Origin of the sequence: Yeosuana marina, assembly GCF_011762485.1 — a bacterium.
GTDB classification, from domain to species: Bacteria; Bacteroidota; Bacteroidia; order Flavobacteriales; family Flavobacteriaceae; genus Yeosuana; species Yeosuana marina.
The window spans coordinates 1-20,740 of sequence record NZ_JAAKGI010000008.1; the positions used below are offsets into that span (position 1 = coordinate 1).

The 20,740-nt window shown below is 32.8% G+C and carries 24 protein-coding genes; 1 reads left to right on the top strand and 23 read right to left on the bottom strand.

Annotated features, from left to right (window positions below; genetic code table 11):
- Window positions 1–659: 659 nt before the first annotated feature.
- From G5V56_RS10110 to G5V56_RS10190, 17 genes are all read right to left on the bottom strand, one after another.
- Window positions 660–929 (bottom strand): Crp/Fnr family transcriptional regulator, encoded by a 270-nt coding sequence (locus tag G5V56_RS10110; RefSeq protein ID WP_166964540.1) that lies wholly within the window; start codon window positions 927–929, stop codon window positions 660–662.
- A gap of 89 nt (window positions 930–1,018) precedes the next feature.
- Window positions 1,019–1,342: an EthD family reductase gene (locus tag G5V56_RS10115; RefSeq protein WP_166964542.1), complete on the bottom strand. Its 324-nt coding sequence runs from the start codon at window positions 1,340–1,342 to the stop codon at window positions 1,019–1,021.
- Between the two features lie 28 nt (window positions 1,343–1,370).
- Window positions 1,371–2,375 (bottom strand): NAD-dependent epimerase/dehydratase family protein, encoded by a 1,005-nt coding sequence (locus G5V56_RS10120; protein ID WP_166964544.1) that lies wholly within the window; start codon window positions 2,373–2,375, stop codon window positions 1,371–1,373.
- On the bottom strand, window positions 2,368–2,904 hold the full coding sequence (locus tag G5V56_RS10125) for a peroxiredoxin family protein (RefSeq protein ID WP_166964547.1): 537 nt from the start codon (window positions 2,902–2,904) through the stop codon (window positions 2,368–2,370). Before G5V56_RS10125 ends, G5V56_RS10120 begins: the two co-directional genes overlap by 8 nt.
- 62 nt (window positions 2,905–2,966) lie before the next feature.
- Complete coding sequence (locus G5V56_RS10130) at window positions 2,967–3,536, bottom strand: Crp/Fnr family transcriptional regulator (protein WP_166964549.1); 570 nt, start codon at window positions 3,534–3,536, stop codon at window positions 2,967–2,969.
- A 102-nt stretch (window positions 3,537–3,638) separates the two neighbouring features.
- Complete coding sequence (locus tag G5V56_RS10135) at window positions 3,639–3,848, bottom strand: YgaP family membrane protein (RefSeq protein ID WP_166964551.1); 210 nt, start codon at window positions 3,846–3,848, stop codon at window positions 3,639–3,641.
- Window positions 3,849–3,989: 141 nt separating this feature from the next.
- Window positions 3,990–4,616 carry a Crp/Fnr family transcriptional regulator gene (locus G5V56_RS10140; protein WP_206285894.1) on the bottom strand — a complete coding sequence of 209 codons (627 nt, stop codon included), beginning with the start codon at window positions 4,614–4,616 and terminating at the stop codon, window positions 3,990–3,992.
- Window positions 4,617–4,655: 39 nt separating this feature from the next.
- Entirely contained in the window at window positions 4,656–5,105 is a 450-nt protein-coding gene (locus G5V56_RS10145; RefSeq protein ID WP_166964553.1) for a hypothetical protein, read from the bottom strand.
- 52 nt (window positions 5,106–5,157) lie between these two features.
- Complete coding sequence (locus tag G5V56_RS10150) at window positions 5,158–5,733, bottom strand: Crp/Fnr family transcriptional regulator (RefSeq protein ID WP_166964555.1); 576 nt, start codon at window positions 5,731–5,733, stop codon at window positions 5,158–5,160.
- A gap of 185 nt (window positions 5,734–5,918) precedes the next feature.
- On the bottom strand, window positions 5,919–6,206 hold the full coding sequence (locus G5V56_RS10155) for a YciI family protein (protein ID WP_166964557.1): 288 nt from the start codon (window positions 6,204–6,206) through the stop codon (window positions 5,919–5,921).
- Between the two features lie 67 nt (window positions 6,207–6,273).
- Window positions 6,274–6,621: a hypothetical protein gene (locus G5V56_RS10160; protein ID WP_166964559.1), complete on the bottom strand. Its 348-nt coding sequence runs from the start codon at window positions 6,619–6,621 to the stop codon at window positions 6,274–6,276.
- A gap of 89 nt (window positions 6,622–6,710) precedes the next feature.
- Entirely contained in the window at window positions 6,711–7,589 is an 879-nt protein-coding gene (locus G5V56_RS10165) for a DUF5777 family beta-barrel protein (protein ID WP_166964561.1), read from the bottom strand.
- 3 nt (window positions 7,590–7,592) lie between these two features.
- Window positions 7,593–8,132, bottom strand: a complete 540-nt coding sequence (locus G5V56_RS10170) for a YceI family protein (protein ID WP_166964563.1) — start codon at window positions 8,130–8,132, stop codon at window positions 7,593–7,595.
- 5 nt (window positions 8,133–8,137) lie between these two features.
- The gene (locus G5V56_RS10175) at window positions 8,138–8,566 is read right to left on the bottom strand and encodes an OB-fold protein (RefSeq protein ID WP_166964565.1); all 429 of its coding nucleotides are present in this window, start codon (window positions 8,564–8,566) and stop codon (window positions 8,138–8,140) included.
- Between the two features lie 11 nt (window positions 8,567–8,577).
- Entirely contained in the window at window positions 8,578–8,787 is a 210-nt protein-coding gene (locus G5V56_RS10180; RefSeq protein WP_166964567.1) for a hypothetical protein, read from the bottom strand.
- Between the two features lie 218 nt (window positions 8,788–9,005).
- Window positions 9,006–9,962: a cytochrome P460 family protein gene (locus tag G5V56_RS10185; RefSeq protein WP_166964569.1), complete on the bottom strand. Its 957-nt coding sequence runs from the start codon at window positions 9,960–9,962 to the stop codon at window positions 9,006–9,008.
- A gap of 66 nt (window positions 9,963–10,028) precedes the next feature.
- The gene (locus tag G5V56_RS10190; RefSeq protein WP_166964571.1) at window positions 10,029–11,615 is read right to left on the bottom strand and encodes a hypothetical protein; all 1,587 of its coding nucleotides are present in this window, start codon (window positions 11,613–11,615) and stop codon (window positions 10,029–10,031) included.
- A gap of 218 nt (window positions 11,616–11,833) precedes the next feature.
- Between G5V56_RS10190 and G5V56_RS10195 the strand changes: the two genes are divergently transcribed.
- Window positions 11,834–12,946, top strand: a complete 1,113-nt coding sequence (locus G5V56_RS10195; protein ID WP_166964573.1) for a LytTR family transcriptional regulator — start codon at window positions 11,834–11,836, stop codon at window positions 12,944–12,946.
- A 301-nt stretch (window positions 12,947–13,247) separates the two neighbouring features.
- On the opposite strand, the gene G5V56_RS10200 is transcribed toward G5V56_RS10195, so the two are convergent.
- The 6 genes from G5V56_RS10200 to G5V56_RS10225 all read right to left on the bottom strand — a co-directional run bounded on the left by G5V56_RS10200 (window position 13,248) and on the right by G5V56_RS10225 (window position 20,730).
- Window positions 13,248–14,267, bottom strand: a complete 1,020-nt coding sequence (locus G5V56_RS10200; protein WP_166964575.1) for a phytase — start codon at window positions 14,265–14,267, stop codon at window positions 13,248–13,250.
- 9 nt (window positions 14,268–14,276) lie between these two features.
- The gene (locus tag G5V56_RS10205) at window positions 14,277–17,096 is read right to left on the bottom strand and encodes a TonB-dependent receptor (protein ID WP_166964577.1); all 2,820 of its coding nucleotides are present in this window, start codon (window positions 17,094–17,096) and stop codon (window positions 14,277–14,279) included.
- Between the two features lie 417 nt (window positions 17,097–17,513).
- Window positions 17,514–18,338, bottom strand: coding sequence for a DNA adenine methylase (locus G5V56_RS10210; RefSeq protein WP_166964579.1), 825 nt, complete (start codon window positions 18,336–18,338; stop codon window positions 17,514–17,516).
- A gap of 139 nt (window positions 18,339–18,477) precedes the next feature.
- Window positions 18,478–19,368 carry a phage baseplate protein gene (locus G5V56_RS10215; RefSeq protein WP_166964581.1) on the bottom strand — a complete coding sequence of 297 codons (891 nt, stop codon included), beginning with the start codon at window positions 19,366–19,368 and terminating at the stop codon, window positions 18,478–18,480.
- On the bottom strand, window positions 19,361–19,861 hold the full coding sequence (locus G5V56_RS10220) for a hypothetical protein (protein WP_166964583.1): 501 nt from the start codon (window positions 19,859–19,861) through the stop codon (window positions 19,361–19,363). Before G5V56_RS10220 ends, G5V56_RS10215 begins: the two co-directional genes overlap by 8 nt.
- On the bottom strand, window positions 19,861–20,730 hold the full coding sequence (locus G5V56_RS10225; RefSeq protein WP_166964585.1) for a hypothetical protein: 870 nt from the start codon (window positions 20,728–20,730) through the stop codon (window positions 19,861–19,863). The genes G5V56_RS10220 and G5V56_RS10225 overlap by 1 nt, the downstream gene beginning before the upstream one ends.
- Window positions 20,731–20,740 lie beyond the last annotated feature (10 nt).

A 20,740-nucleotide genomic window follows, 5' to 3' on the forward strand; every position in this document is an offset into this window, starting at 1 on the left:
ATACTGATAATCATATAATTATAAATATTTTGTTTCTATTTGATATACTAAAAAGTCGGGATGACAGGATTACCTTTTATTTTATAATACACTGTTTTACAGTATTTTAAGCGATTTTATTTTGGTAGATTCACCTAATTGTACACTAAAGTCAAAAAGAACTATTTAAAAACAAATTTTATTTGTTTTTATTAACTTAAATATACAAATTAAAACAAAGACTAAAAAATATATATTAAATATATTTTAATATTGTGAATTGCTTTCAGTTCTTTAAGAATTGCTTAATTATTCGCTGACAAGAACCAATTCTTATTTCATACAATTCTATAATTAAAAACTTATATTCTTTATTCAAGATAAGATGTAAAGAAACCTATAATAACTGAACAAAATAATTGTCAGTCAGGTTTTAATTTATTAACACTATATTATAAAATATTAAAAAAAACATCATTTTATCGTATTTATTTATATTTAATCGATTAAATATTATATTTGTAAGAATTTAATCACTTATATTATTACAATGAAAGCAAAATTACCTACTCTATTCAAATTACTATTTGCTATATTTTTTCTTTTATTTATAAAAAAAATTGAAGCCCAAACAAACCCCAACGAGACTGTAAACGACAACTCATCAGGAAGTACAGTCTCTAGCAATTTAAATAACAATCTAACGACATAACACAGGTTTCTTGTGGCTGTACATAATACAGTAAAATCTCTCGATCTTCATTAACTTGGAAAACACGAATGGAGCCTTTTAAAACAATTGGCAATACTTTTAAATATTGGCCTTCTCTTATTAACAACTCGCCTTTTGCGAATGATTGAATTTCTCCAACGTTTTGGATTTCCTGCTTTAGTTCAGGTTCTCTGGCAGGAGTGAATTTAGAGAAATCGATAGCAGAATCTTTACCCATAGTTAAATAAAGTAATACTTAACAAAGTTAGTAAATTCAATTAACTAGGCTTAATTTTAAACCTTTAACAAGAAATGAATTAGAGCTATTTATTTTGATATTTCAACTTGATTTATTTGAATTACCGGAGTTATGTTTGTGTAGTTTTTGATGTCCTCCTGAAGTTTTTCTGCATTAGGCCCAAAAACCTCCATGAAACCCTCCAAAGTTTCAAAATAGTAGTGGCACATGGCCACAAAAGATGATTTTATTTCGGGGTTTTGCATATCCACGCCTCGTTCTACGGTAACTTTAATAAATTTTTCTGACCTGGAGAGCAACTCAATAGACATAGGCATATGTTTATTAAGATAATAATCAAAATCAAACTCGTAATTGTCTTTTACCGGATAGATACTTGAAATGTTTACCATATTCATATTTCTTTTATAGATTTAAAACTTAATTCTTATTCATTTTCATGTTAGAGGCTTGCTTCCGTACCATTTCATTAATCTGGATATCGATACTTTCTTTCCAATGAATTTTTGGTTTGTAATTTAAAACCTGTTCTGCTCTTATATTTGTTGCATTGGTTTCCTCCAATAATAAAACAATGGCTGGAACAATTAATGGGTCTCCCGGAATAATTTTATGGATGAGCTGCATCAATCTGGCAAAGCCATATGCAAATTTAAAAGATACACTAAAGAAAGGGAGCGGATAACTGTATTCTTTATGTAAATAGCTAAACACCTCTCTAACTGTTGGTATTTCTTTGCCAACAATATCAACAACATAAAATTTTTCTTGTAACTGAGCTGTAACCGTTTGCTTAAAAGCCAGTCCAATGTCCCTCCCATCAATTAATGGCAATGTTGTTTTACCTTTATTGATCCATGGAACTAGATACGTTTTCAATCGGGGCAACAAGATGGGCAATAAGCCAAGTGCATAATTCTTCCCTGTAAAATAGCCCACTCTTAGAATAATTACATCCATGCCTTGCCGGCTCACTTTCTTTAAATGATTTTCAATTTTTATAATGCTGTCATAATGAGGCCAGATTTTATTTAGTTTTCTACTGGAATGGACCAAATTTTGTTCAATAGGGTTTGAGGTAATGGCAGATAGAAAAATAAAACGCTTAACACCATTTTTTAATGCACTATTGATAACGTTAATGGTTGGTGCATAAAAATATTTTTTGGAATCTTCATCACTTCCATTCATTTCTGCCCATGCTGCAGTATGGCAAATAATATCTGCTCTTTCTGTTAGTATCTCAATATATTCTTTATCGGACAAGTCTCCAATAAGGGTTTCTCCCTGATACCAATCGGGAAGTTTTGACTTGGTTCGACAAGCAGCAATCACATTGCTCCTTTCCAAACCATTTCTATTGAACTCTTCCAAAATATGGCTACCCACAAATCCTGCAGCTCCTGTTACAACTATATTATCCATTGTTTTTATTTAAAATTTCACTTATAGGCAAATGGTCTGAAAAATCCTTACCGTAATGAGCTTTCACAATGACATAATCTTCAGAAATCAGAAAATCGGCTGGGATGGTGTTTCTTTTAAAAAATGACCTCGTGTTGAAAAATTCACTTTTTACAGCTTGCATGACTTTTTTCATATTAACTATTGTTCTTAATTTTCCTATAAAACCACCTTCAACACCGTAAAGCTTGTATATCCGTAGATCTGGATCGGGAATTATAGGAAACGGTGGATTTTGTTTTCCAGCATACTTAAAAATGTCTTCCTTGGTTGAATTAAAAAAAGTAATCACCTCAATATTATGACCCTTGAAAATATCATGGTTATTGATAAGACTCTGTAATCTTAAATTACAAAAAGGACAGGACGCATCCCTAAAAAAAGTCAATACTACTTTCTTTCCCTTAAAATCTGCTAACTGAATTTTATTGCCCAAAAAATCTTTGACCTCAAAATTTTTTGGTTTAGTGTTTTCTGTAATTCTTCCCATTTAGCATCCATTTTTCTTAAGGCAAAACTAACGGGATTGGAGTTGAAAAAAATTGATGTATGTTAGGAAATTAACTTGGAGCGTATTCTGCTCAAACTTTCAGGATGAATGCCCAAATATTTGGCAACTTTATTCACAGGTATTTTTTCAATGATTTCAGGTCGTTCATTTAAAAGTTGCAAATAGACCTCTTCCGCTGATTTGGTTAAAAAGTCATTTTCACGTTTCACCTTTGTAATAAAAAACTGTTCTGTAACATACCTGCCAAATTGATTGGCCACCATCGAGGTTTTATAAGCTTCTTCCAAATCCCATTTATAAAAAAACTCGACCTCACAATCTGTCAACGCCATGGTTTGGATTTCTGAAGGTGTAGCCAATAAAAAAGACGTATAAGAACAAATGAAATAATTAGGAAAGATAAAGTCTATGATTTTTATTTCCCCATCTCGTTCTATGGAACTCTCCAAAATTCCATCCAATAAAAAATAGGCGCTATGTTCTATTTGTCCGTAACGGGTTATTATATCATGCTTTTTGAACTTTTTTCTATAGGTAGGAAATGGACAAGTATCAATTTTGTCACTAGGCTGCTTAATTATATTTTTATTGATGAATTGCTTAATATCCATTTAAAACACTAATATTTTTTACCATAAAGGTAAAAAATCATTCAAAATAGAGATGCTTATCTTGTCTAACAAGCATCTCCATTCAAAGTTTAAATACCACGTTTACTGTTTTTTGACAGGGCATGATGATATACCAAAAATCCTATAGATAGGACAAAAATTGATTATGCTCGTCAGTGCAAAAACCCCTGCTATTACCAGTAACACAACGCCCAAAGTTCCAGACACAACATCCATAAAATAAAGTAGTGCAAACGTTATGGCAATAAGTAGTCTAATGATTCTGTCGGCATTTCCCATGTTTTTTTTCATAATTGATAATTTTAAAGTTTAACAAGAGAACCCAAAGAATGTACTCTTTCAACTTTTAAAGATGATAGAGATAACTTTCTGAAAATTCTATTGGTCAAAATTAACAACTAATAAAACCCTGTACAGTGACTATGGTCACCACTAAAGGACTTCAATGCTGTTTTTATGCTGGATTACCTTACCGTCAGTAACGAGCTTTTTTATTACTCTTGTAATGACTTCCCTTGCGGAACCTAGTTCATTAGCAATTTGCCTATGGGAAATTTTTAAAGGGTTTTTATCTGTTATTCTTACTTTTTCAACCAGATAATTATATAATCTGACATCCATTTTTTCAAATAACACATGTTGGATGGTATCAATAAGGTCAAAATACCTCAAATTATACTGGCTGTAAAACAGGTTGTTTATATCTGGATATTCTTTGACCCATTCATTTATTTTGTTAATGGGAAGCAAAAGAGCTACCGTATCTTCCTCTGTTACAGCAAACACCTTACTTGGTTCATTTTTAATACCAGACGAAAAGGACATTATGCAACTCTCATTGGGCTGGATATAATACAATAACAACTCTTTGTCTTCATAACGCGAACACACTTTTATAAGTCCCTGTAAAACTATGGGGACAACTTTAACATATTGCCCTTCTCGTAATATCTCTGTGCCTTTTGGAATTTGCTTCTCAGTAGCATTGCTTATTATTTCCGAAATTAACCCTTGGGACAGTTTTAGATCCATTTTTAATGTTCCGGAAAATGTTATCATATTTTTTACTTTTTGTTTTATAGCTAATATAAAATATTGCTATTCTACTTTCTTTTGTGGTTTGTTAAACTTAATAAAACTTAAAGTTCCGATTAAATACGTAATAACTATAAAGGCTATTGCTGAAAATAATATTTTATGAGGAGATTTAATAAAGAAAAGTGAAACCTCAACAGGATAAAAATATTCCAGAACTAACCTAGATATCCACAAAACAGTAAGTAAAGCACTTACCATGAATGAATCCTTTATAGATTTCAGTTTTGAAAAATATATCGAAATTAATCCCAAGGTTAATAAAAACCCACAGATGGCATAGGTGGCTAAATAATAGAAATGGTCTCTAACATTTGCCTCCATTGAATTGAAAATTTGAGGGCTGTAGCCAAAAGTTGGCATGAAAATATGGGCGACTCCTATAATCATTGTAAAGATTCCCCCTATCAATAATGCCCTGCTTAAAAATTTGTTTTGTGCTCTGAACTCCATAATTTATTCTTTTATTTTTTTGTAAAATTAGAGTTCAACAATTCTATAGAAGTTAACCTAGGTTAGTTTTTTTTCTTATTCTACTAAGGCTTTCTGGGTGAATTCCTAAATATTGGGCAATTCGTTTAACAGGGATGTGCTTAACTATTTCGGGTTTGGTATTAAGGATTTCTATATAAATCTCCTCAGAGGTTTTGGTCAGAAATGTTTTTTCTTTTTCCAATTTATCCAGAAAGAACTTTTCTTTTAAATACCTCCCCAATTTATTTAGGGTCAAAGAAGTTTCAAATCCTTTTTTTAAATCTTCTTTCTCAATATACTCTACTTTGCAGTTTGTAGAGGCCAGAACTTTAATATCAGAAGGCGTATCTAAAAGATAAGAGTTGTAAGCAGAGAAAAAATTACCTGGCAAAATAATGTCAATGACCTTATCATCACCATCATCATCAATAATGCACAAAACGGTGCCTTCTATTAAATAATACCCCTTTTTTTCTATCTGTCCAAAATCGGTAATGACTTCTCCTTTATTAAAACTTCCAGAAAAAATTTGTATTTGTAATGGATTATTCTTTAAATCAATTTGATTGTCGATGTGCTCTTGAATGAACTTTTCTATATACTTCATTTCACTTCTCTTTATCGCTTTTGAAAATAAATGCTAAAGATATTTATTTATTGGCAATCTATTTTGTGGGTTTAAAAAACTATAAGGGTATCTCCACTTTAAAAACAAAATAATACTTTTTTTGATCTTTTCAATATTTTTCAACCCAGTTCCTTGCTTTAGACAAAGAATTATCAATTCCTGTGCTATCCCATTAAGAACCCCAATTGTTTACACACCTTACTTGGAATGAATTCTATGAATTTGTATTCAGCTAAATCATTTATTTTAAAAGGATCTTGATTAATGATATTTTGCAATTTGATTTCATCTTGAATATTTGTCAATATGATCCCTCCTGTTCTGGGAATTTTTCTTCCAGAAACCAAAAAGTTTCCCTGTTGATACTGTTCACTCAAATACTCAATATGGTCATTCAAATATTTATCTACTGTTTCTAAAGGAACTTTGTAAGTTAAACTGATTATATACATTTCTTATTCTTTTAAGTTTTTAATCTCTTATACTCCGTTATTATGAAAATAATCAAAAACAGCAAATTTAAGAATAGTTATCCCAAACAAGATTATATTCAATTATAGCACATAATTGATTGTTTTGGTTGAAAAAATTATGTTTTGTAATCATTTCACATCCTTCAATGTCAATCTCAAAAATTTGAATATCAACTGTAAATACGTTTGTAAAAAACAGATCTTTTCTCTTGTCCAGAAACTTCTTTTTAACAGTAAAATCATGATTTGATCCACCTTGAAACATCCTTTCTTTATTTTCCTTAAAGTATCGTTTAATAGTCTTTTCAGAATATTTAAAGAATGATTCGTTTTCCATGACCATGTAATCATTAATATCCTCCTGACCATTTACTTTATATGAAATACTATACATGTCAATCATTTAAAAAATACCAGATGAACTTAAAATGAATGCCATTCTAAAGACACCTGGCATTTGGTTGCATTTCTCTTTTTCATATTCTACTTTCTTTTCCTTCCGGTTTGAAATGCTCTTGAAATATTGAAGCCAAAATGAATTCCTCCCTTAAAAAAATCATCTGTTGTTTCCGTAATGAAATCCCTCTCAACCATAGTTATGGAATTGGATAGGATAAGTTGAAATACGTGGCCTCCTGTTTCAATATCGATACCGATAGACAAAGAATTTTTTGTGTCTAAAGATTTTAATGGATTTACTGTATAAAAATACTCTGTGTTTAATGTGACTCGATTACTTAATTTAATTCGATTACCAAAACCAACTGCGAAAATATCATGAGGATCAGCACCAATTCTTGTAGAATTGCTATGGATATAAGTTGGTGAAACTTGTAACGAAATTAAATTATTAATTTTACTGGCCATTAACAATTGTGATGTATAGGCCAACCGTTTACTGAAACTCGGTTTATTTTCCGGATCATAGTCCTTTAGGCTTTTATATATCGTACTACCAAAAATGGAAACACTTATTGGAAAAGATTTTTCTCCTTTACTTTGCCTAATCAACTTGTATTTAAAAAACCCATCATACGTTTTGTTAAAAGAGCTTCTTCCCAATCCTAGCATTAAGTTATCTGTCATGCTGTATTCAAAAGCAAACCGGATATTGGATTGGTCCAGACCAAACAATTCGTCGACCCCTTGGTTTATTCTACCAAACCTATGGGAAATCAAAAATTCCAATGTGCCTTTTTTTCTATTTTCTATTGAATGGCCATTCAAAATCCTGGTCCCCTTAAATGTGGATGAAATATATTCCTTTTTCTTAGGTGTTTCTTTATCCAATACATCCAATAGGTTTTGTGAAAAGGACGTAAAGGACAATAATATTATGATTAACGTTGTAAAATTTTTCATGATTTAATTATATTCTTTATGATTAAGTGAAAATGATATTTCAATTGTTTTTGCGATATTATTTCTGACAACTGATGGAATTTTAATATCATAATCTGCTACCAAAACATTGAAGACCCCGGTTATGGAAACAATGTTGCCTTCTGCTTCAATATCTGCCTCAACTTCAATTTTATTACTAATACCATGTATTGTTAAGTCTCCTTCTATTAAGACAATACCAGTATTCCCTAAATCTTTTATGTTTAAAATTTTGCCAATAAACGTAGCTTTAGGAAACTTATCGGATTCGACATAGTTTTCATTAAAGTGCTCTTGCATCAATGACTTTTCGAACATGAAAGATTTCATCAACACCGATACAGCTATATCTCCACTTTCTACATCCATAATACTCAATACTTGATTGTTCAACGCTTTTATGTCTTCAACTGGAGAATGAGAAAAGAATGATATTGTACCTTGTTTGGTAATATATCTGTCTTGGGAGAAAGAAGTATTTACCATTAAAATGAATGTGAAAATTGCATATATATATTTCATCTTTTTTAAATTTTAACAAGGACACACCTTACCAAAATAACATCCATCAAGTATCCTGTACATATACCTTTTGCTATAATATCTTGGCCTTCCTTTAGATTTATTAATTTTTTGTTTTCGTCTGGAGAAAGATGGCAAATAACCGTTCCTAGAGGAGATTTATCATTAAGTAAGGTTATGATAATATCATTGTTTTCGGAGGCTTCTAGTTTTGATATGCGTCCGCTTACCTGAACTATCTGATCTAAATACTTTTTATTTGCCGAATTTTCATTTACCTGAAAATCCTCCAGTAACCCTTGTGAATTTGTTATTATATCCGGTTTTGTATCAGCTACATTTATATGTGGCTTATTATATTCTTTAACTGCCAAGAATATCCCCAACATAATAATTGCTAAAACCGATACAATTACTGTTTTTTTTCTACTCATCGTTTTTAGTACTAATTGTTTAATGACCCATTTTCTACCCAACACTTAATCAGGTTAATCTCTTCATTGCTCAAGACACCTCCAATGGGCATTGTTCTATTGATTACTTGTTCTTTTACTATTTCCGAATTGACACTTACCCCTTGATAAGTTCTCAAATCCGGAAATTGACTACCATTATGACAGCTAACACAGTTATTGTCTATTATTGGTTTAATCATGTTAGCAAATGATATATCAGGATCACACTCCTGCATTGGTGTTGCGTATTGCTCTTCTACATAACTTTCACAAGAGGAAAAAGCAACGCATGATATTAGTAATATCAAAGTCCTTATGTATTTTTTATTTTTCATTTTTTAAGATTAATATAACAGGAGGAGATTATACTATTAATATCCTCCTGTTAACAATTAACAACCAAATAAACCATGCCTACTTATGGAAAAATAGAAGGTGTGGTAAAGACATAATCCCTACCTTTTACTGGGGTATGGCACTCAATACAACTTTGAGAGAATTTTGAATCTTTGCCGAAAGGGGTCAATTCCTGATCAACCCATCGAGCCCAACCCCAGCCTTTGGTTTCTTTATATTTTTCTGAGTCTTTAAACATAAACTCTGCATGGATAAAAGTAGAAGGCACTATTGCCGCTTCCCAATTTTCATCGGAACGTTGATTCCAGACCACTTTTCCTAAAATGGTACCATCAGGCCATGGATTGGTTCTGTTTTCATTAATCGCCTTTATGGCAATATCATTACCCAAGATCACTCTTAAAGAATTATGGTCCTTTCTAAATGAACTACTCACAACGCTCCAGTTTCTGTAATCTTCAGGAAACTCAATACCATTGGGTGCATTTTTAACCGTTTTTTTCTTATTGCGATTGTTAATCCAAGTGGTATAGTCCTTTTCAAATTCTTCTTTATCCTTTCCAGATTCCTTTATCCCCATATCTTTATCCAACCCTTTTATGTATGCCTCAATAGCTACCAATTGGCTCTCGCTTATCTTCGCTTGAGGGTGAACCAGTAAATAATTTTCAGGGGGCATAATATTCTTTTTGATTTTGGTCAGAATATTATAGAGAATGGTCTTTCTTTCTTTTTCCGAATACTTGTCCCATTCAGAAAAATTTACTTTTTTTCTTCCTTTTTCTACGTCTTTTCTTACCATTTCTGCAACAAAAGGAAGCTTGTTATAAAATGATAGTTCGGTTTCATTTGAGTGACAATCGTAACAAGAGTTCTTGATAGTTGTCTTTACTTCTGCAGGCGCTCCTGTAAAATCACCAGTTACCGGTGGGTTTGTGACAACATCTCTAAATTGATATCCAATTATTATAATTAAGACTACTAGTATAATTCCTTTAAATACGTTCTTTGTACTCATATTTTTATATTATCTGGTTAATAGTGAATATTTCACCCAAATGAAACCGTTCTAAAATTTATAAATCTAATTTGGCGCTACAGCAGTATTTACATTAGCAATTGGCCATACTCCAGGTGATGGGAAGCTTACACCTTTATTGTCACCTCGTTCGGTATCCTGACCAAAGTAATACAGTGGCCATCCTTTATAGGTTAATTGGGTTCTACCATACACATCGATTGTTCCAAAATCATCACTGTTTAAGATAGTTGGTATCTTATCCAAGGTAATTTCTGCTATTGGCCATACACCGTTGTTTGAAAAATCTGGAGCGGTAAACGTATTGACACCGTTACTGTCATGGGAAAACGTATATAAAGTTCTACCATCAATGTCAACGATATAACCTGTTTCACCCTCACCAACCGTATAGTCGCTCATATAGTTATTACCATCATGACCAACCAACTGGGAATACACATACATTAAAGAATAATCTGGTTTTGCCACAAACCATTCATTTGCTACGCCCTCACCCGTAGTATCTCCTGCATTGACATCTGCTGCGTAATAGTATAAAGGCCATCCCTTATAAGTTGTTTGAAGTTCGCCATCTGTTCTGGTAATGGTTGCAAAGTCATTAATATCCAATCCTGTACCTACTACCAGGTTTTCCGAATAAAATATTGGCCAAATGTTTACACAACCATCCAAACATTCAGAGGTATCCATTGTATCATCAGAAAAGAAATAAAGTGTTTTACCCTCAGCATCTGTTAAAATACTACCTAAAGTAGAATCATTCACTAATTTAACTGTTGGTGCATCTGGAGCTACAGTAGTGTTTACATTTGCAATTGGCCATACTCCAGGAGCAGGGAAACTAATACCTTTATTGTCACCTCGTTGAGAATCCTGTCCAAAATAATATAGTGGCCATCCTTTATAGGTTAATTGGGTTCTACCATATACATCGATTGTACCAAAATCATCACTGTTTAAGATACTCGGTATCTTATCCAAGGTAATTTCTGCTATTGGCCATACACCGTTGTTTGAAAAATCTGGAGCGGTAAAACTATTGACACCGTTACTGTCATGGGAAAACGTATATAGTGTTCTACCATCAATATCAACAATATAACTTGTCTCCTCATCACCAACAGTATAACTACTTGTATAATTATTACCGTCATGGCCTTGTAATTGGGCTTTCGCATACATTAAGGAATAATCTGGTTTCGCCACAAACCAAACATTATTAACATTCTCTCCATTTGTGTCTCCAGCAACATTATCACTCGCATAATAATATAATGGCCACCCCTTATAGGTTGTTTGAAGTTCGCCATCTGTTCTGGTAATGGTTCCAAAGTCATTAATGTCCAATCCATTATCTACCTCAAGGTTTTCCACATAAAATATTGGCCAGATGTTTACACATCCATCCACACATTTTGAGATACCGTCGGTGTCTTTTGAAAAGAAATAAAGTGATCGACCCTCAGAATCGGTTAAAATACTACCCAATGTAGAATTATTGGTCAACTTGACCGAGGCCACATTAGGTTCAGGTTCAACGTAAGAACCTCCATCGTCTTTACTACAACTTTGTAGTAAGGTTACAAATGCCATTAATAAATAGGCTGCTTTTTTGATTGTTTTTTCCATTTGTAAAAAAAATTTATTTATTATTTAATTTCTGGGGCAAATCAAATCATTGCTAACAGCTCCAGTACTATAAATGTTTGTCAGAGGGAAAAAAATAGGGTTAAAAGGGAAAAAAAAGCGTTGAAAAAAAAGGCAAATATTTATCTCTTTTTAATTGAATCTTAGTAGGCGAATAACTAATTTTGTATTCGTTTCATGCCAATGAAAAAATCGCTCCCATGAAAAAGGATAGACTTTATTTCCTCACCTTCCTCTCTTTGCTTTTTGTAGTCTACATTATAGGGTATTTCAGTATGAACTACCTTGTTGATATTAGTACAGAGCAGTTCCTTGAGACCCAAATTGAATCCAGTAAAAGAGAAGCCAAAGAATTCTCCAATATGATTTCATCACAAATAACAAGAGGTATCCCTGAAGAAGAAGTCATAAAGAATATTCAAAAAAGTATAGAAAATACGGATAATGAAACCGGTTTTATCTGTATGTTTGATTGGTCTGGAAAAGAAGTCTGTCACCCAAACATAGAACGGATTGGAAAATATGCAACGCCCGAAGAATCCTTTATATCCACCACAAATGACAATGCAACATCTAAAGATTTTTATTACTATCTGAAAAACAAAAAAGAAGGCGGGGGCATAAGAACTTTTAATGAAAAAGAAAGATCCTCAGAAATTATCTATGTATATCCTGTAAAGAATACTGATTGGATTATTGCCGCCCATGCAAACACAAATAAAATTAAAGAACAAATTAATACCTTAAAAAGGAATTTCATTATAGTTTATTCCATTACGGGGGCGTTAATTGTTTTTCTATCCCTATTAATGGTAAGATTAGTTGGCAGTAGTTACGAGAGGAAATTGGAACTTAAGAATGAGAAGCTTTCTAAAGAGGTTTTAAACCTATCAAAATTAAATCATGATTTGGTTAGTTATAAAAATAAGGTAAATGCCACGGGAGGTCAAAATAAAGCATCGGATAAGAATAAAAACAAACAGAGGATTTTAACGTATTCAAAAAATGAGCTTGTTCCTCTTTTAGTGGAACAAATAGCTTATATCTATACTGAAAATACCGTTACATATATCATTAGTATTGATGGCAAAAAATCCCATAGTAACAATAGTCTGGATGAAATTTATACAAGTCTGGATGACACATTCTTTTTCAGGGCAAATAGACAATATATTCTTTCCATTAATGCCATCCATAAAATTTTACGATACGGAAATAACCAATTGAAAATTGAGGTTTTACCTAAAACAGAAATGGATATTCTTATAAGCAAGAATAAAGCATCTGAATTTAAGGGCTGGTTAAATACATAGTTTTTGTATACTCACAATACATTATATAGATTTGGGGAATTACTAACGGTTACCTTTTAAAAAGACAAGTACTTCTCTATTTTTAAGTATAAGTTCAAATACTTTCATATAACTGTTGGATTGGTTTTCTGATTTTCACACTGTGCTGTGACACATCATTTAAATCTCTAAAACCTATCGTTGCTATAACCGACACATTGAGCCCTTTTTCATTTAAGCACAACAATTGATTAAACCCTTCTGGCTCACTTTGCCCGCCCTATCCACCATGAAGGGTTTCAACTTTAAACCAGAAAAATTATTATTCTTTTAATTCAAGTTTTATCAAATCATGAAAAAAGAAATTCCTTTCATCGTTCATTGAAACAAATAGCCCGTTTGGAAACTTATCTCCTAAAGGCTGTGTGGTAGCATCGCAGCCATCGGTTTCAAGGGTTCCTAAATTAATTTCTTTTACAAAGGCATCAGTTTCTAAACTAAAAACTTCAAAAATATGTGCTTGCTGATTAGACACTACTAAATACCCTTTGTCTTGGTACTTTACAATAGCAATCCCTTCTATATCATCTTCAAAATGTTCACCTCCAAAAAGAGCCAGTTCTTTATTGCCTTTTTCTGGGCTTGCATGGTATTTTCTAACACCAATGCCTTCGTCAGAATAATAAACAAGACCTGCTTCATCATCAACAGCAATGGCTTCAATTTCTTTGTTTCCACTAAACTTACCAAACTTTCTAACAAAATTGGCATGTACACCCAATGAATCCGATACAAGCTCATATTGATATAAATAGTTTTCTGTAGGCCCTTTTTTTCTACTAACGATGGCTGATATACTTCCTTTTTCAAGATTTTTGTAAAGTGAAATTCCCATGGGGCGTTTCATTTCCACATCCGTTTCATCTTCAAAAACCTTAAACCCTCCGTGGTCCAATGGTTTCATATCTGGAACAGAAAACAAACGTATTTGATGTTTTTCTCTTTCTGTAAATGCTATGATATCTGTTTTTGTAGAATCGGTTAATTTAAAACCATATTCTATGTCAACATTATTAGGATAACTAATATTGGTTATACACTTATCTTTAATAATTTTTCCATCTAAATCGAACGCATACACGCCTCCGTTTACTTCGTCTTTATCGGTACCAAATACAATACTTTTGGCAGGATCCGTTGGGTTTACCCAAATAGCAGGATCGTCGGTATCATGCGGTACTTTTTCGGTAACTACACTGGCTACTATTTCTGGTAATTTTGCCACACAACCTAACAGTACAACGGTTGCGCCAAAAATAATATTGAGTTTTAACTTGTTCATTCTTTAACCTTATTTTCTTTTAAACAAATCGTATTTAATACCAAATGTAATACGTCTTCCGTAATATTCCATTTGCATGGTTCTGGCTTTAACACCTTGATAATAACGCAATGGTTGGTCTGTAATATTATTTAAATCGAAATAAACACTAATACCTTTGTTAAAAGCATATGATGCATTAAAATCCAATAAAAATTGCTCTCCGTAATATCTGTCTTCAAAAGCACTTCCTCCTATTTCATCAATGTATGAATCTGAATAATTAGCGGATAAACGTAAACTTAATTTTTTGTCTGTATAAGCTAACGATCCATTAAACATATTTGGTGCAGTTCCTGGTAAATCCAAATCGGTTCTTTCATCACCATCAGAGTTCCTAATACCTTTCGCACTAGATGTTAAGTAAGTATAGTTTGCCATGATGCTAAAGTTTTTAGCAAAACCAGGCAAGAAATCTAACTGGCGTTGGAAACCAATTTCTGCTCCAAAAATATTAGCGTTATCTCCATTTTGTGGTTGATAAACTTTAAAACCTGTGGTAGCATTACCATACGTATCATCAGTTGTTCTTGTTTGATATGTATAAATAAAATCTTTAATGTTTTTTTGGAACACCCCTGCTGAAATTATCCCAACACTTTTAAAATAATGCTCTCCCATCAAATCAAAGTTCATTGAAGTAGTTGCATTCAATTCTGGATTACCAACAACTATTTCACTATCAGCTAACAAAACATCTAAACTTGGTACAATATCAGCATAATTTGGTCTTGCCAAAGTATTTGTCCAAGCAAAACGCAATACGGTTTTATTACTTAAATTATATTTTAAATGAACACCTGGTAACACATTTGTATAACTTTTCTCTTTAGTAATGGTTCCTATAATATTTTCTTCGTCTTCAATTTGATTTCCTGTAGCTTCTGTTTTTGTGCTCTCTATTCGTAAACCAACCAAAACATCCAACTTATCAGATAATTTTTGATCTGCCATTACATAACCAGCATACACATGTTCTTTCACCTTATAATTTTGTCTTGCATACTCACTAGGCACATCTGTTTCTTCAAATGAAGATGCATCTTTAAAATTTAAGCTTCCTAAATATTCAGGAGTTACAAACATACCTGCCGCGTACTTACTTCCCGCTAAAAAGTCTTTATCTGTAGCGTTTATAAGTGGTAATGTTGAAAAGTCATCAAAAGTAGTATTTAAAGGCTCGTACTCAAAAAAGTCATTATTTCTCTTTTTTTCTTTTGTTTTAAAACGACCACCAAATTTTATAAACCCATCATTTGTATTAAAAAAGTTTACTGGCAATTTAAAGTTTACAAACGCATTATAATCCTTTTCGTCTGTGTAACCATTTTGTTCTGTAAGCTCTTTTAAACTAAACTCACTTAAATTAACATCACCTGCGTTAACTGGTGTAAGTAACGGAAATTTTGTATCTGATAAATCTTCATTAAGATCAACATTTTTTGCACTATAAGAAATATAACGCTCGTTTAAACGTTCTTCGGACGCTTTTGCGTAAGATGTTAACCAATCCATCTCTAAATTCCCAAACAAATGATTACCTCCTAAACTGTAATTTTGCATACGTTGGTCTTCAAGACGTCTGTTTTTATTTCTATTATTGTCTATACCACCTTTTGTTTGTCTATTAACCTCACCTATATAACCTGTTATGTTATCTGCATCATCAAATACAGGTTCAATTTTTTTGTAACGCAATCTGAAACGATTTTCTCTATCGTCTCTCCAGTTATACATGGTTTTTAAATAGATAGCGTTATTGGCATTAAAAACATAATCAAAATTAGCAGAAAAACTGCGACGAATACGCTGTACTAAATAGGTTCTGATGTCTGATTCCTCAATAAACGGATTTACCTCTATTTTATCTCCTACATTGTTTTTTGCTTCGTTTACCCAAGCAGCCTCTACGTTGTCTGACCCAAAATCCGTATCATTAATCGAGCTAGAAACCAACCAGCCAAATTTGCCATTTTTGCTTTTATCACCTATTAAAAAAGATCCATTAATAATTCTCTTATCGGTTATTAGGTTTACCCCAGAACCAACTGAAGCAGCAACTCTAAATCCATTTGGAGACGTTCTAGTTACCAAGTTTACAGAACCTCCTAAGGCATCGGCATCCATATCTGGTGTTACAGCTTTATTAACTTCAATAAGTTGAATCATGTCTGCTGGAATTAAATCCATTTGAACATTTCTGTTATCGCCTTCGGCTGAAGGGATACGGCTTCCGTTTAAAGTTACCGAGTTCAATTGAGGTGCTAAACCTCGAACTATTATATTACGAGCTTCACCTTGATCTACCTGCATGGTAATGCCAGGAATACGTTTTACGGCATCACCAATATTGGCATCTGGAAATTTACCAATTTGATCGGTAGAAACAACATTAGTTATATTCTGCTTATTTTTTTGTGCATTCAACGCTTTTGCTTGTCCGCTATTATATCCATTAATCACAACATCATCTAATTCTAATAATTTAGGAGTAAGCGTTATGGTAATAGTAGAAGTCTTATCTGCTTCAACAATAACATCGGCTTTAGTATCTTCGTATCCTAAAAACTTAACCGTAAGGGTTTGGTTTCCTGCTGGAACGTTTAGTAATAAAAAATTTCCTTCTTCATCTGAAATAGTTCCTTTATTAATAGATTCAATTAACACATTACTAAAAGGAACTTTTAATCCATCGCTATCAATAACAACTCCTTGTACGTTGCCATCTTGTGAGAATCCTAAAAAGGACACTAGTGAAATACATAGTAATAATACGTAATTTTTTCTCATGATTTTTGTTAGTTAATTATACTAACGAAGTAACAAAATTGATGAGAAAAGTGTTTTACCAGTTTTTTAATTTAGCGTTAACAATCACTCCTACAAAAGTTTAATTTACATTTGTTTAACATTAACTAAATATTTTTATAAAACAAAAAAAACCTCCTGTTTTCAGAAAGGGTTTATTCTTTCAGATACTCTTATTTACTAAGCTTCGAAATGCTCTATAGAAACATAAGATTTATTATCCTTTTTCTTCGTGAATTGTACACTAAAGTTAAAAAGAGCTATTTAAAAACAAAATTTATTTGTTTTTGCATATATTATAATCGTGAAATCAAATTGTACATAATCTGAAATCAAATTGTACATTAATTTCATCAAATGTACATAAATAAACAGAACTAAAACACTCTTTAAACAGTATTAAAACAGTGTTAAATCATAGTTAGGGTTGGTTAGGTCGTAGTTGGCTGTTAATACTTCAATCTTCTTCTTTTGAGGCTTACCTGTGTTATTAGCCACACTAACTGATTGCTCCAGCTTCATAGTATGCCAACCGCATTGCTTAGTATATTCAGTTAAAATGTCGCTTGGATAACTACTCATTAAAAACTTTCCTTTGATGCCTGAGAGCGTTTTTAAAAGCATTTCAAAGTCTTCCCTTGTATAGCCGTCATAATGACCACAATCACTATTAAAATAAGGTGGATCACAATAGAAAAAAGAATCTTCAGTATCTCTAGAGCTTATAATACGCAAGGCATCTGTACACTCAATCTGAACATTTTGAATACGAATAGCATAATCAATGGTAAACGCATCTCTTTTATTAGTTATCTTTTGACTAGTTGTGCCTTTTGCTTTATCATAACCCCAAGAACCGTCCAACATTGAGCTGAAACTTTGAGCTGCTTGCGCCCATACAGCCCAAGCACGCTGTATGCGACTAAACATGTGAGGGTTTTGGTAAATTACTAAAGCATCATTGAATAACGACCGTGAATGCAAGCTAATACGTATCATCTTTTCAAGCTCAACAAATTCGTTTTGTACAACTTCATAAAAGTTGATTAGCTCTCTGTTGGTGTCATTAATAACTTCTACTTCACTGGGTTGTTTTGCCCAAAAGATAGCACCACCACCTACAAATACTTCAGCATAAAGCTTGTGTTTTGGTATTAATGGCAATATGGTGGTTACAAGGTTTTGTTTGCCTCCATAATAGCTAGTTGGCGTTTTTAAATTCATATTTAATTGTATATTTGTTATCTCTTATCACTTAAAATAATACTATAGCCCGAACGCTGAAAGACTTATGTCCTCCAGTCCCGTTCGGGCTATGTTGTTAAAAAGTGGTAAGAGATTTTTTAATATACTGGAGGGCTTTTTACAGCACTCCTACATACGTAATGTAAGCCATGGTATAATATGGCGGTCTGTTTTCATGGGCTAAACCTCCCCCTTTATTATTCGTTGTTAGTGTATGGCTATGATTTCCATCTGTGCTAGTTCTGTAAATAGCGCCATTGCCGCCTCCTGAATCTGCATCATAATTTATATTACTTTGCCTAATAGCTCCATGATCTTCTAATCTATCATCACCAGGATATAGATGGTAGTGAGAACCTCCATTATTTGTATTTCCTATATGATTATGTGCTGGCATTTGCGCTTCATTAATAGCCACTTCTTTTAAACCTCCTTGTTTTCCAATTGTATCATAGTCTCCATCATTAGGATCTAAACCTACTATGAACATTCCAGATAAGTCAGGGATTCCATAAGTTGCATTATTAGCCTCATTGCATAATACCCAACCAGCATCTAAATCAGCTTCAAGACCCCAGTATGGTATTGCTGATTTTTTTGGAACTAAACGCCTTTGTATTTCCAATAATGGATTTAAACGCTCTAAATCTGCCCACTGAAAGGTTGCAACTCCATCGTTACCAAATCTAGCAAAGCGTGTAAAATAAGCGTTCTTATCATCGCCTTGACCATCGGCTGGATTGATGTCTTCTAAATAGGTTACAGCATCAACGGTTTCATCAATGGTTATTTCGGCAGCTAATGCACCACCTTGAAACGGCAACAACTCACCATCCAAAACAATAAAGCCATCGGCTATAACGCCATTATCGTCTTCACATCCTTTAAGAATGTAGTTATTGCCTCCAAAAGCCGTAAGCTCATGAACGGTATTTATCATATCACGTATAAAACGCCATGTTCTATTATCGGCAGGAAAGCCACTGCCTTGTACTTCAAATTTATTCATCGGTATAACGTATTTCGTATGTTTTGTCTGGGCTTCTGTAAAAATCGCACAATGCCCTTAAGCGAATCATTTCGGAATCTGTTAAATTCAATCCAAATGGTAACAATACAATAAAATCTACATCTAAAAGCTTGAGTTCATCAGGTTCGTAGAAGTAAACTGCCTTATCTTCTTCAGGTTCATAAAAATGTACTGGAGCGGTTTCTTCAGGCTCAAAAAAGTAAACAGGACTTTTATAAATGCCGTCCACAATTCTTATACGCCTTAAACCAATATCAAAAGTATCATTAAACACATTTACCATGCTGTAAACTTGTGGTGTATGCTCTATTTTATAAATGGCATCAGTACGTAATCCCATAAACTTACTATGTAAGCTCTGTAATGGCTTTATTTGGCAAAGCAACCAATGTACCAACCGTGTTTTACGCAAAGCAATGGGCAATAAATGCACGATGTATTCATTAAATTTTATGTTGAATACTTTATCCATTACAATACTTCAGGTTTTGGAATGAAATTAATGTTTAGATTGTAGTCTGTAACCACCATATAACCGCTGTTTGCCACATAACTATCACTAATGGCTATAAAGGCAGATGGTGTTAAATAATTAGCCTCACAAAGCCTTATGTAAGCTTCACGGTTGCTACAGCCATCAACATCCTGTAATAAGTCTTCCAACTTAGCAATATTGAATTCACCGTTAAATTTCAAATTCTTTAAATAGTCTCTTACTACATCTTGAACTGGTGTGTTTGAGGTTCCATCTATACGAGAACCATTTTCATCCAATACCAAAGGATTGTAAAAGAAATCTATATTTAACTTTAAATCATCAGCTTCATCGGTATAGATGATTATTTTAGTTCCAGCAGCTTTAACTCCATGTTCGGGGTCTGAATAATATACTTCTAAAGCTGCTTTAACTTCATTGGGTACTGGTGCTAAATCGCCATTTTCATCTTCAGTGGCAACTTTAATATACAAGTGTTTTCTATTATTGAGTTCTAATTCAATTACAGCTGCACGTTTAATGACTTTCATGGCTTCAATTTCTTCTTCGGTATAGCCATCATCGGTATATTCGTCATTAATTATTTGCTGGCCATAGCGAAACTCTAAAGCTCTATTTCTGTACCAAAGCAATGAGTATTTTTTTTGCTCCTTTATTTTGGTGTTTATTTCTTGAGTGAACAAATCAAAAAACACGTAGAGTGTCCAAATTACCGTTGCCACAATACCTGCCCATATACCAAATATGGATACTTTACTGGTACTATTCAAGGTATCTAAACTAATGTAGTTGGCTTTTTCTGTGAGGATTTGAGCCTTTATTTCTTGTTGTGTTGGGATTGCCATAATATTATAT

Coding starts and splice junctions, on each gene's coding strand:
- G5V56_RS10165 (WP_166964561.1), bottom strand. CDS start 7,589: ATGAAAAATTTTACAACGTTAATCATAATATTATTGTCCTTTACGTCC.
- G5V56_RS10180 (WP_166964567.1), bottom strand. CDS start 8,787: ATGATTAAACCAATAATAGACAATAACTGTGTTAGCTGTCATAATGGT.
- G5V56_RS10175 (WP_166964565.1), bottom strand. CDS start 8,566: ATGAGTAGAAAAAAAACAGTAATTGTATCGGTTTTAGCAATTATTATG.
- G5V56_RS10205 (WP_166964577.1), bottom strand. CDS start 17,096: ATGAGAAAAAATTACGTATTATTACTATGTATTTCACTAGTGTCCTTT.
- G5V56_RS10210 (WP_166964579.1), bottom strand. CDS start 18,338: ATGAATTTAAAAACGCCAACTAGCTATTATGGAGGCAAACAAAACCTT.
- G5V56_RS10110 (WP_166964540.1), bottom strand. CDS start 929: ATGGGTAAAGATTCTGCTATCGATTTCTCTAAATTCACTCCTGCCAGA.
- G5V56_RS10220 (WP_166964583.1), bottom strand. CDS start 19,861: ATGGATAAAGTATTCAACATAAAATTTAATGAATACATCGTGCATTTA.
- G5V56_RS10140 (WP_206285894.1), bottom strand. CDS start 4,616: ATGATAACATTTTCCGGAACATTAAAAATGGATCTAAAACTGTCCCAA.
- G5V56_RS10125 (WP_166964547.1), bottom strand. CDS start 2,904: ATGGGAAGAATTACAGAAAACACTAAACCAAAAAATTTTGAGGTCAAA.
- G5V56_RS10215 (WP_166964581.1), bottom strand. CDS start 19,368: ATGAATAAATTTGAAGTACAAGGCAGTGGCTTTCCTGCCGATAATAGA.
- G5V56_RS10120 (WP_166964544.1), bottom strand. CDS start 2,375: ATGGATAATATAGTTGTAACAGGAGCTGCAGGATTTGTGGGTAGCCAT.
- G5V56_RS10145 (WP_166964553.1), bottom strand. CDS start 5,105: ATGGAGTTCAGAGCACAAAACAAATTTTTAAGCAGGGCATTATTGATA.
- G5V56_RS10200 (WP_166964575.1), bottom strand. CDS start 14,267: ATGAACAAGTTAAAACTCAATATTATTTTTGGCGCAACCGTTGTACTG.
- G5V56_RS10185 (WP_166964569.1), bottom strand. CDS start 9,962: ATGAGTACAAAGAACGTATTTAAAGGAATTATACTAGTAGTCTTAATT.
- G5V56_RS10225 (WP_166964585.1), bottom strand. CDS start 20,730: ATGGCAATCCCAACACAACAAGAAATAAAGGCTCAAATCCTCACAGAA.
- G5V56_RS10195 (WP_166964573.1), top strand. CDS start 11,834: ATGAAAAAGGATAGACTTTATTTCCTCACCTTCCTCTCTTTGCTTTTT.
- G5V56_RS10130 (WP_166964549.1), bottom strand. CDS start 3,536: ATGGATATTAAGCAATTCATCAATAAAAATATAATTAAGCAGCCTAGT.
- G5V56_RS10160 (WP_166964559.1), bottom strand. CDS start 6,621: ATGTATAGTATTTCATATAAAGTAAATGGTCAGGAGGATATTAATGAT.
- G5V56_RS10155 (WP_166964557.1), bottom strand. CDS start 6,206: ATGTATATAATCAGTTTAACTTACAAAGTTCCTTTAGAAACAGTAGAT.
- G5V56_RS10170 (WP_166964563.1), bottom strand. CDS start 8,132: ATGAAATATATATATGCAATTTTCACATTCATTTTAATGGTAAATACT.
- G5V56_RS10190 (WP_166964571.1), bottom strand. CDS start 11,615: ATGGAAAAAACAATCAAAAAAGCAGCCTATTTATTAATGGCATTTGTA.
- G5V56_RS10115 (WP_166964542.1), bottom strand. CDS start 1,342: ATGGTAAACATTTCAAGTATCTATCCGGTAAAAGACAATTACGAGTTT.
- G5V56_RS10150 (WP_166964555.1), bottom strand. CDS start 5,733: ATGAAGTATATAGAAAAGTTCATTCAAGAGCACATCGACAATCAAATT.
- G5V56_RS10135 (WP_166964551.1), bottom strand. CDS start 3,848: ATGAAAAAAAACATGGGAAATGCCGACAGAATCATTAGACTACTTATT.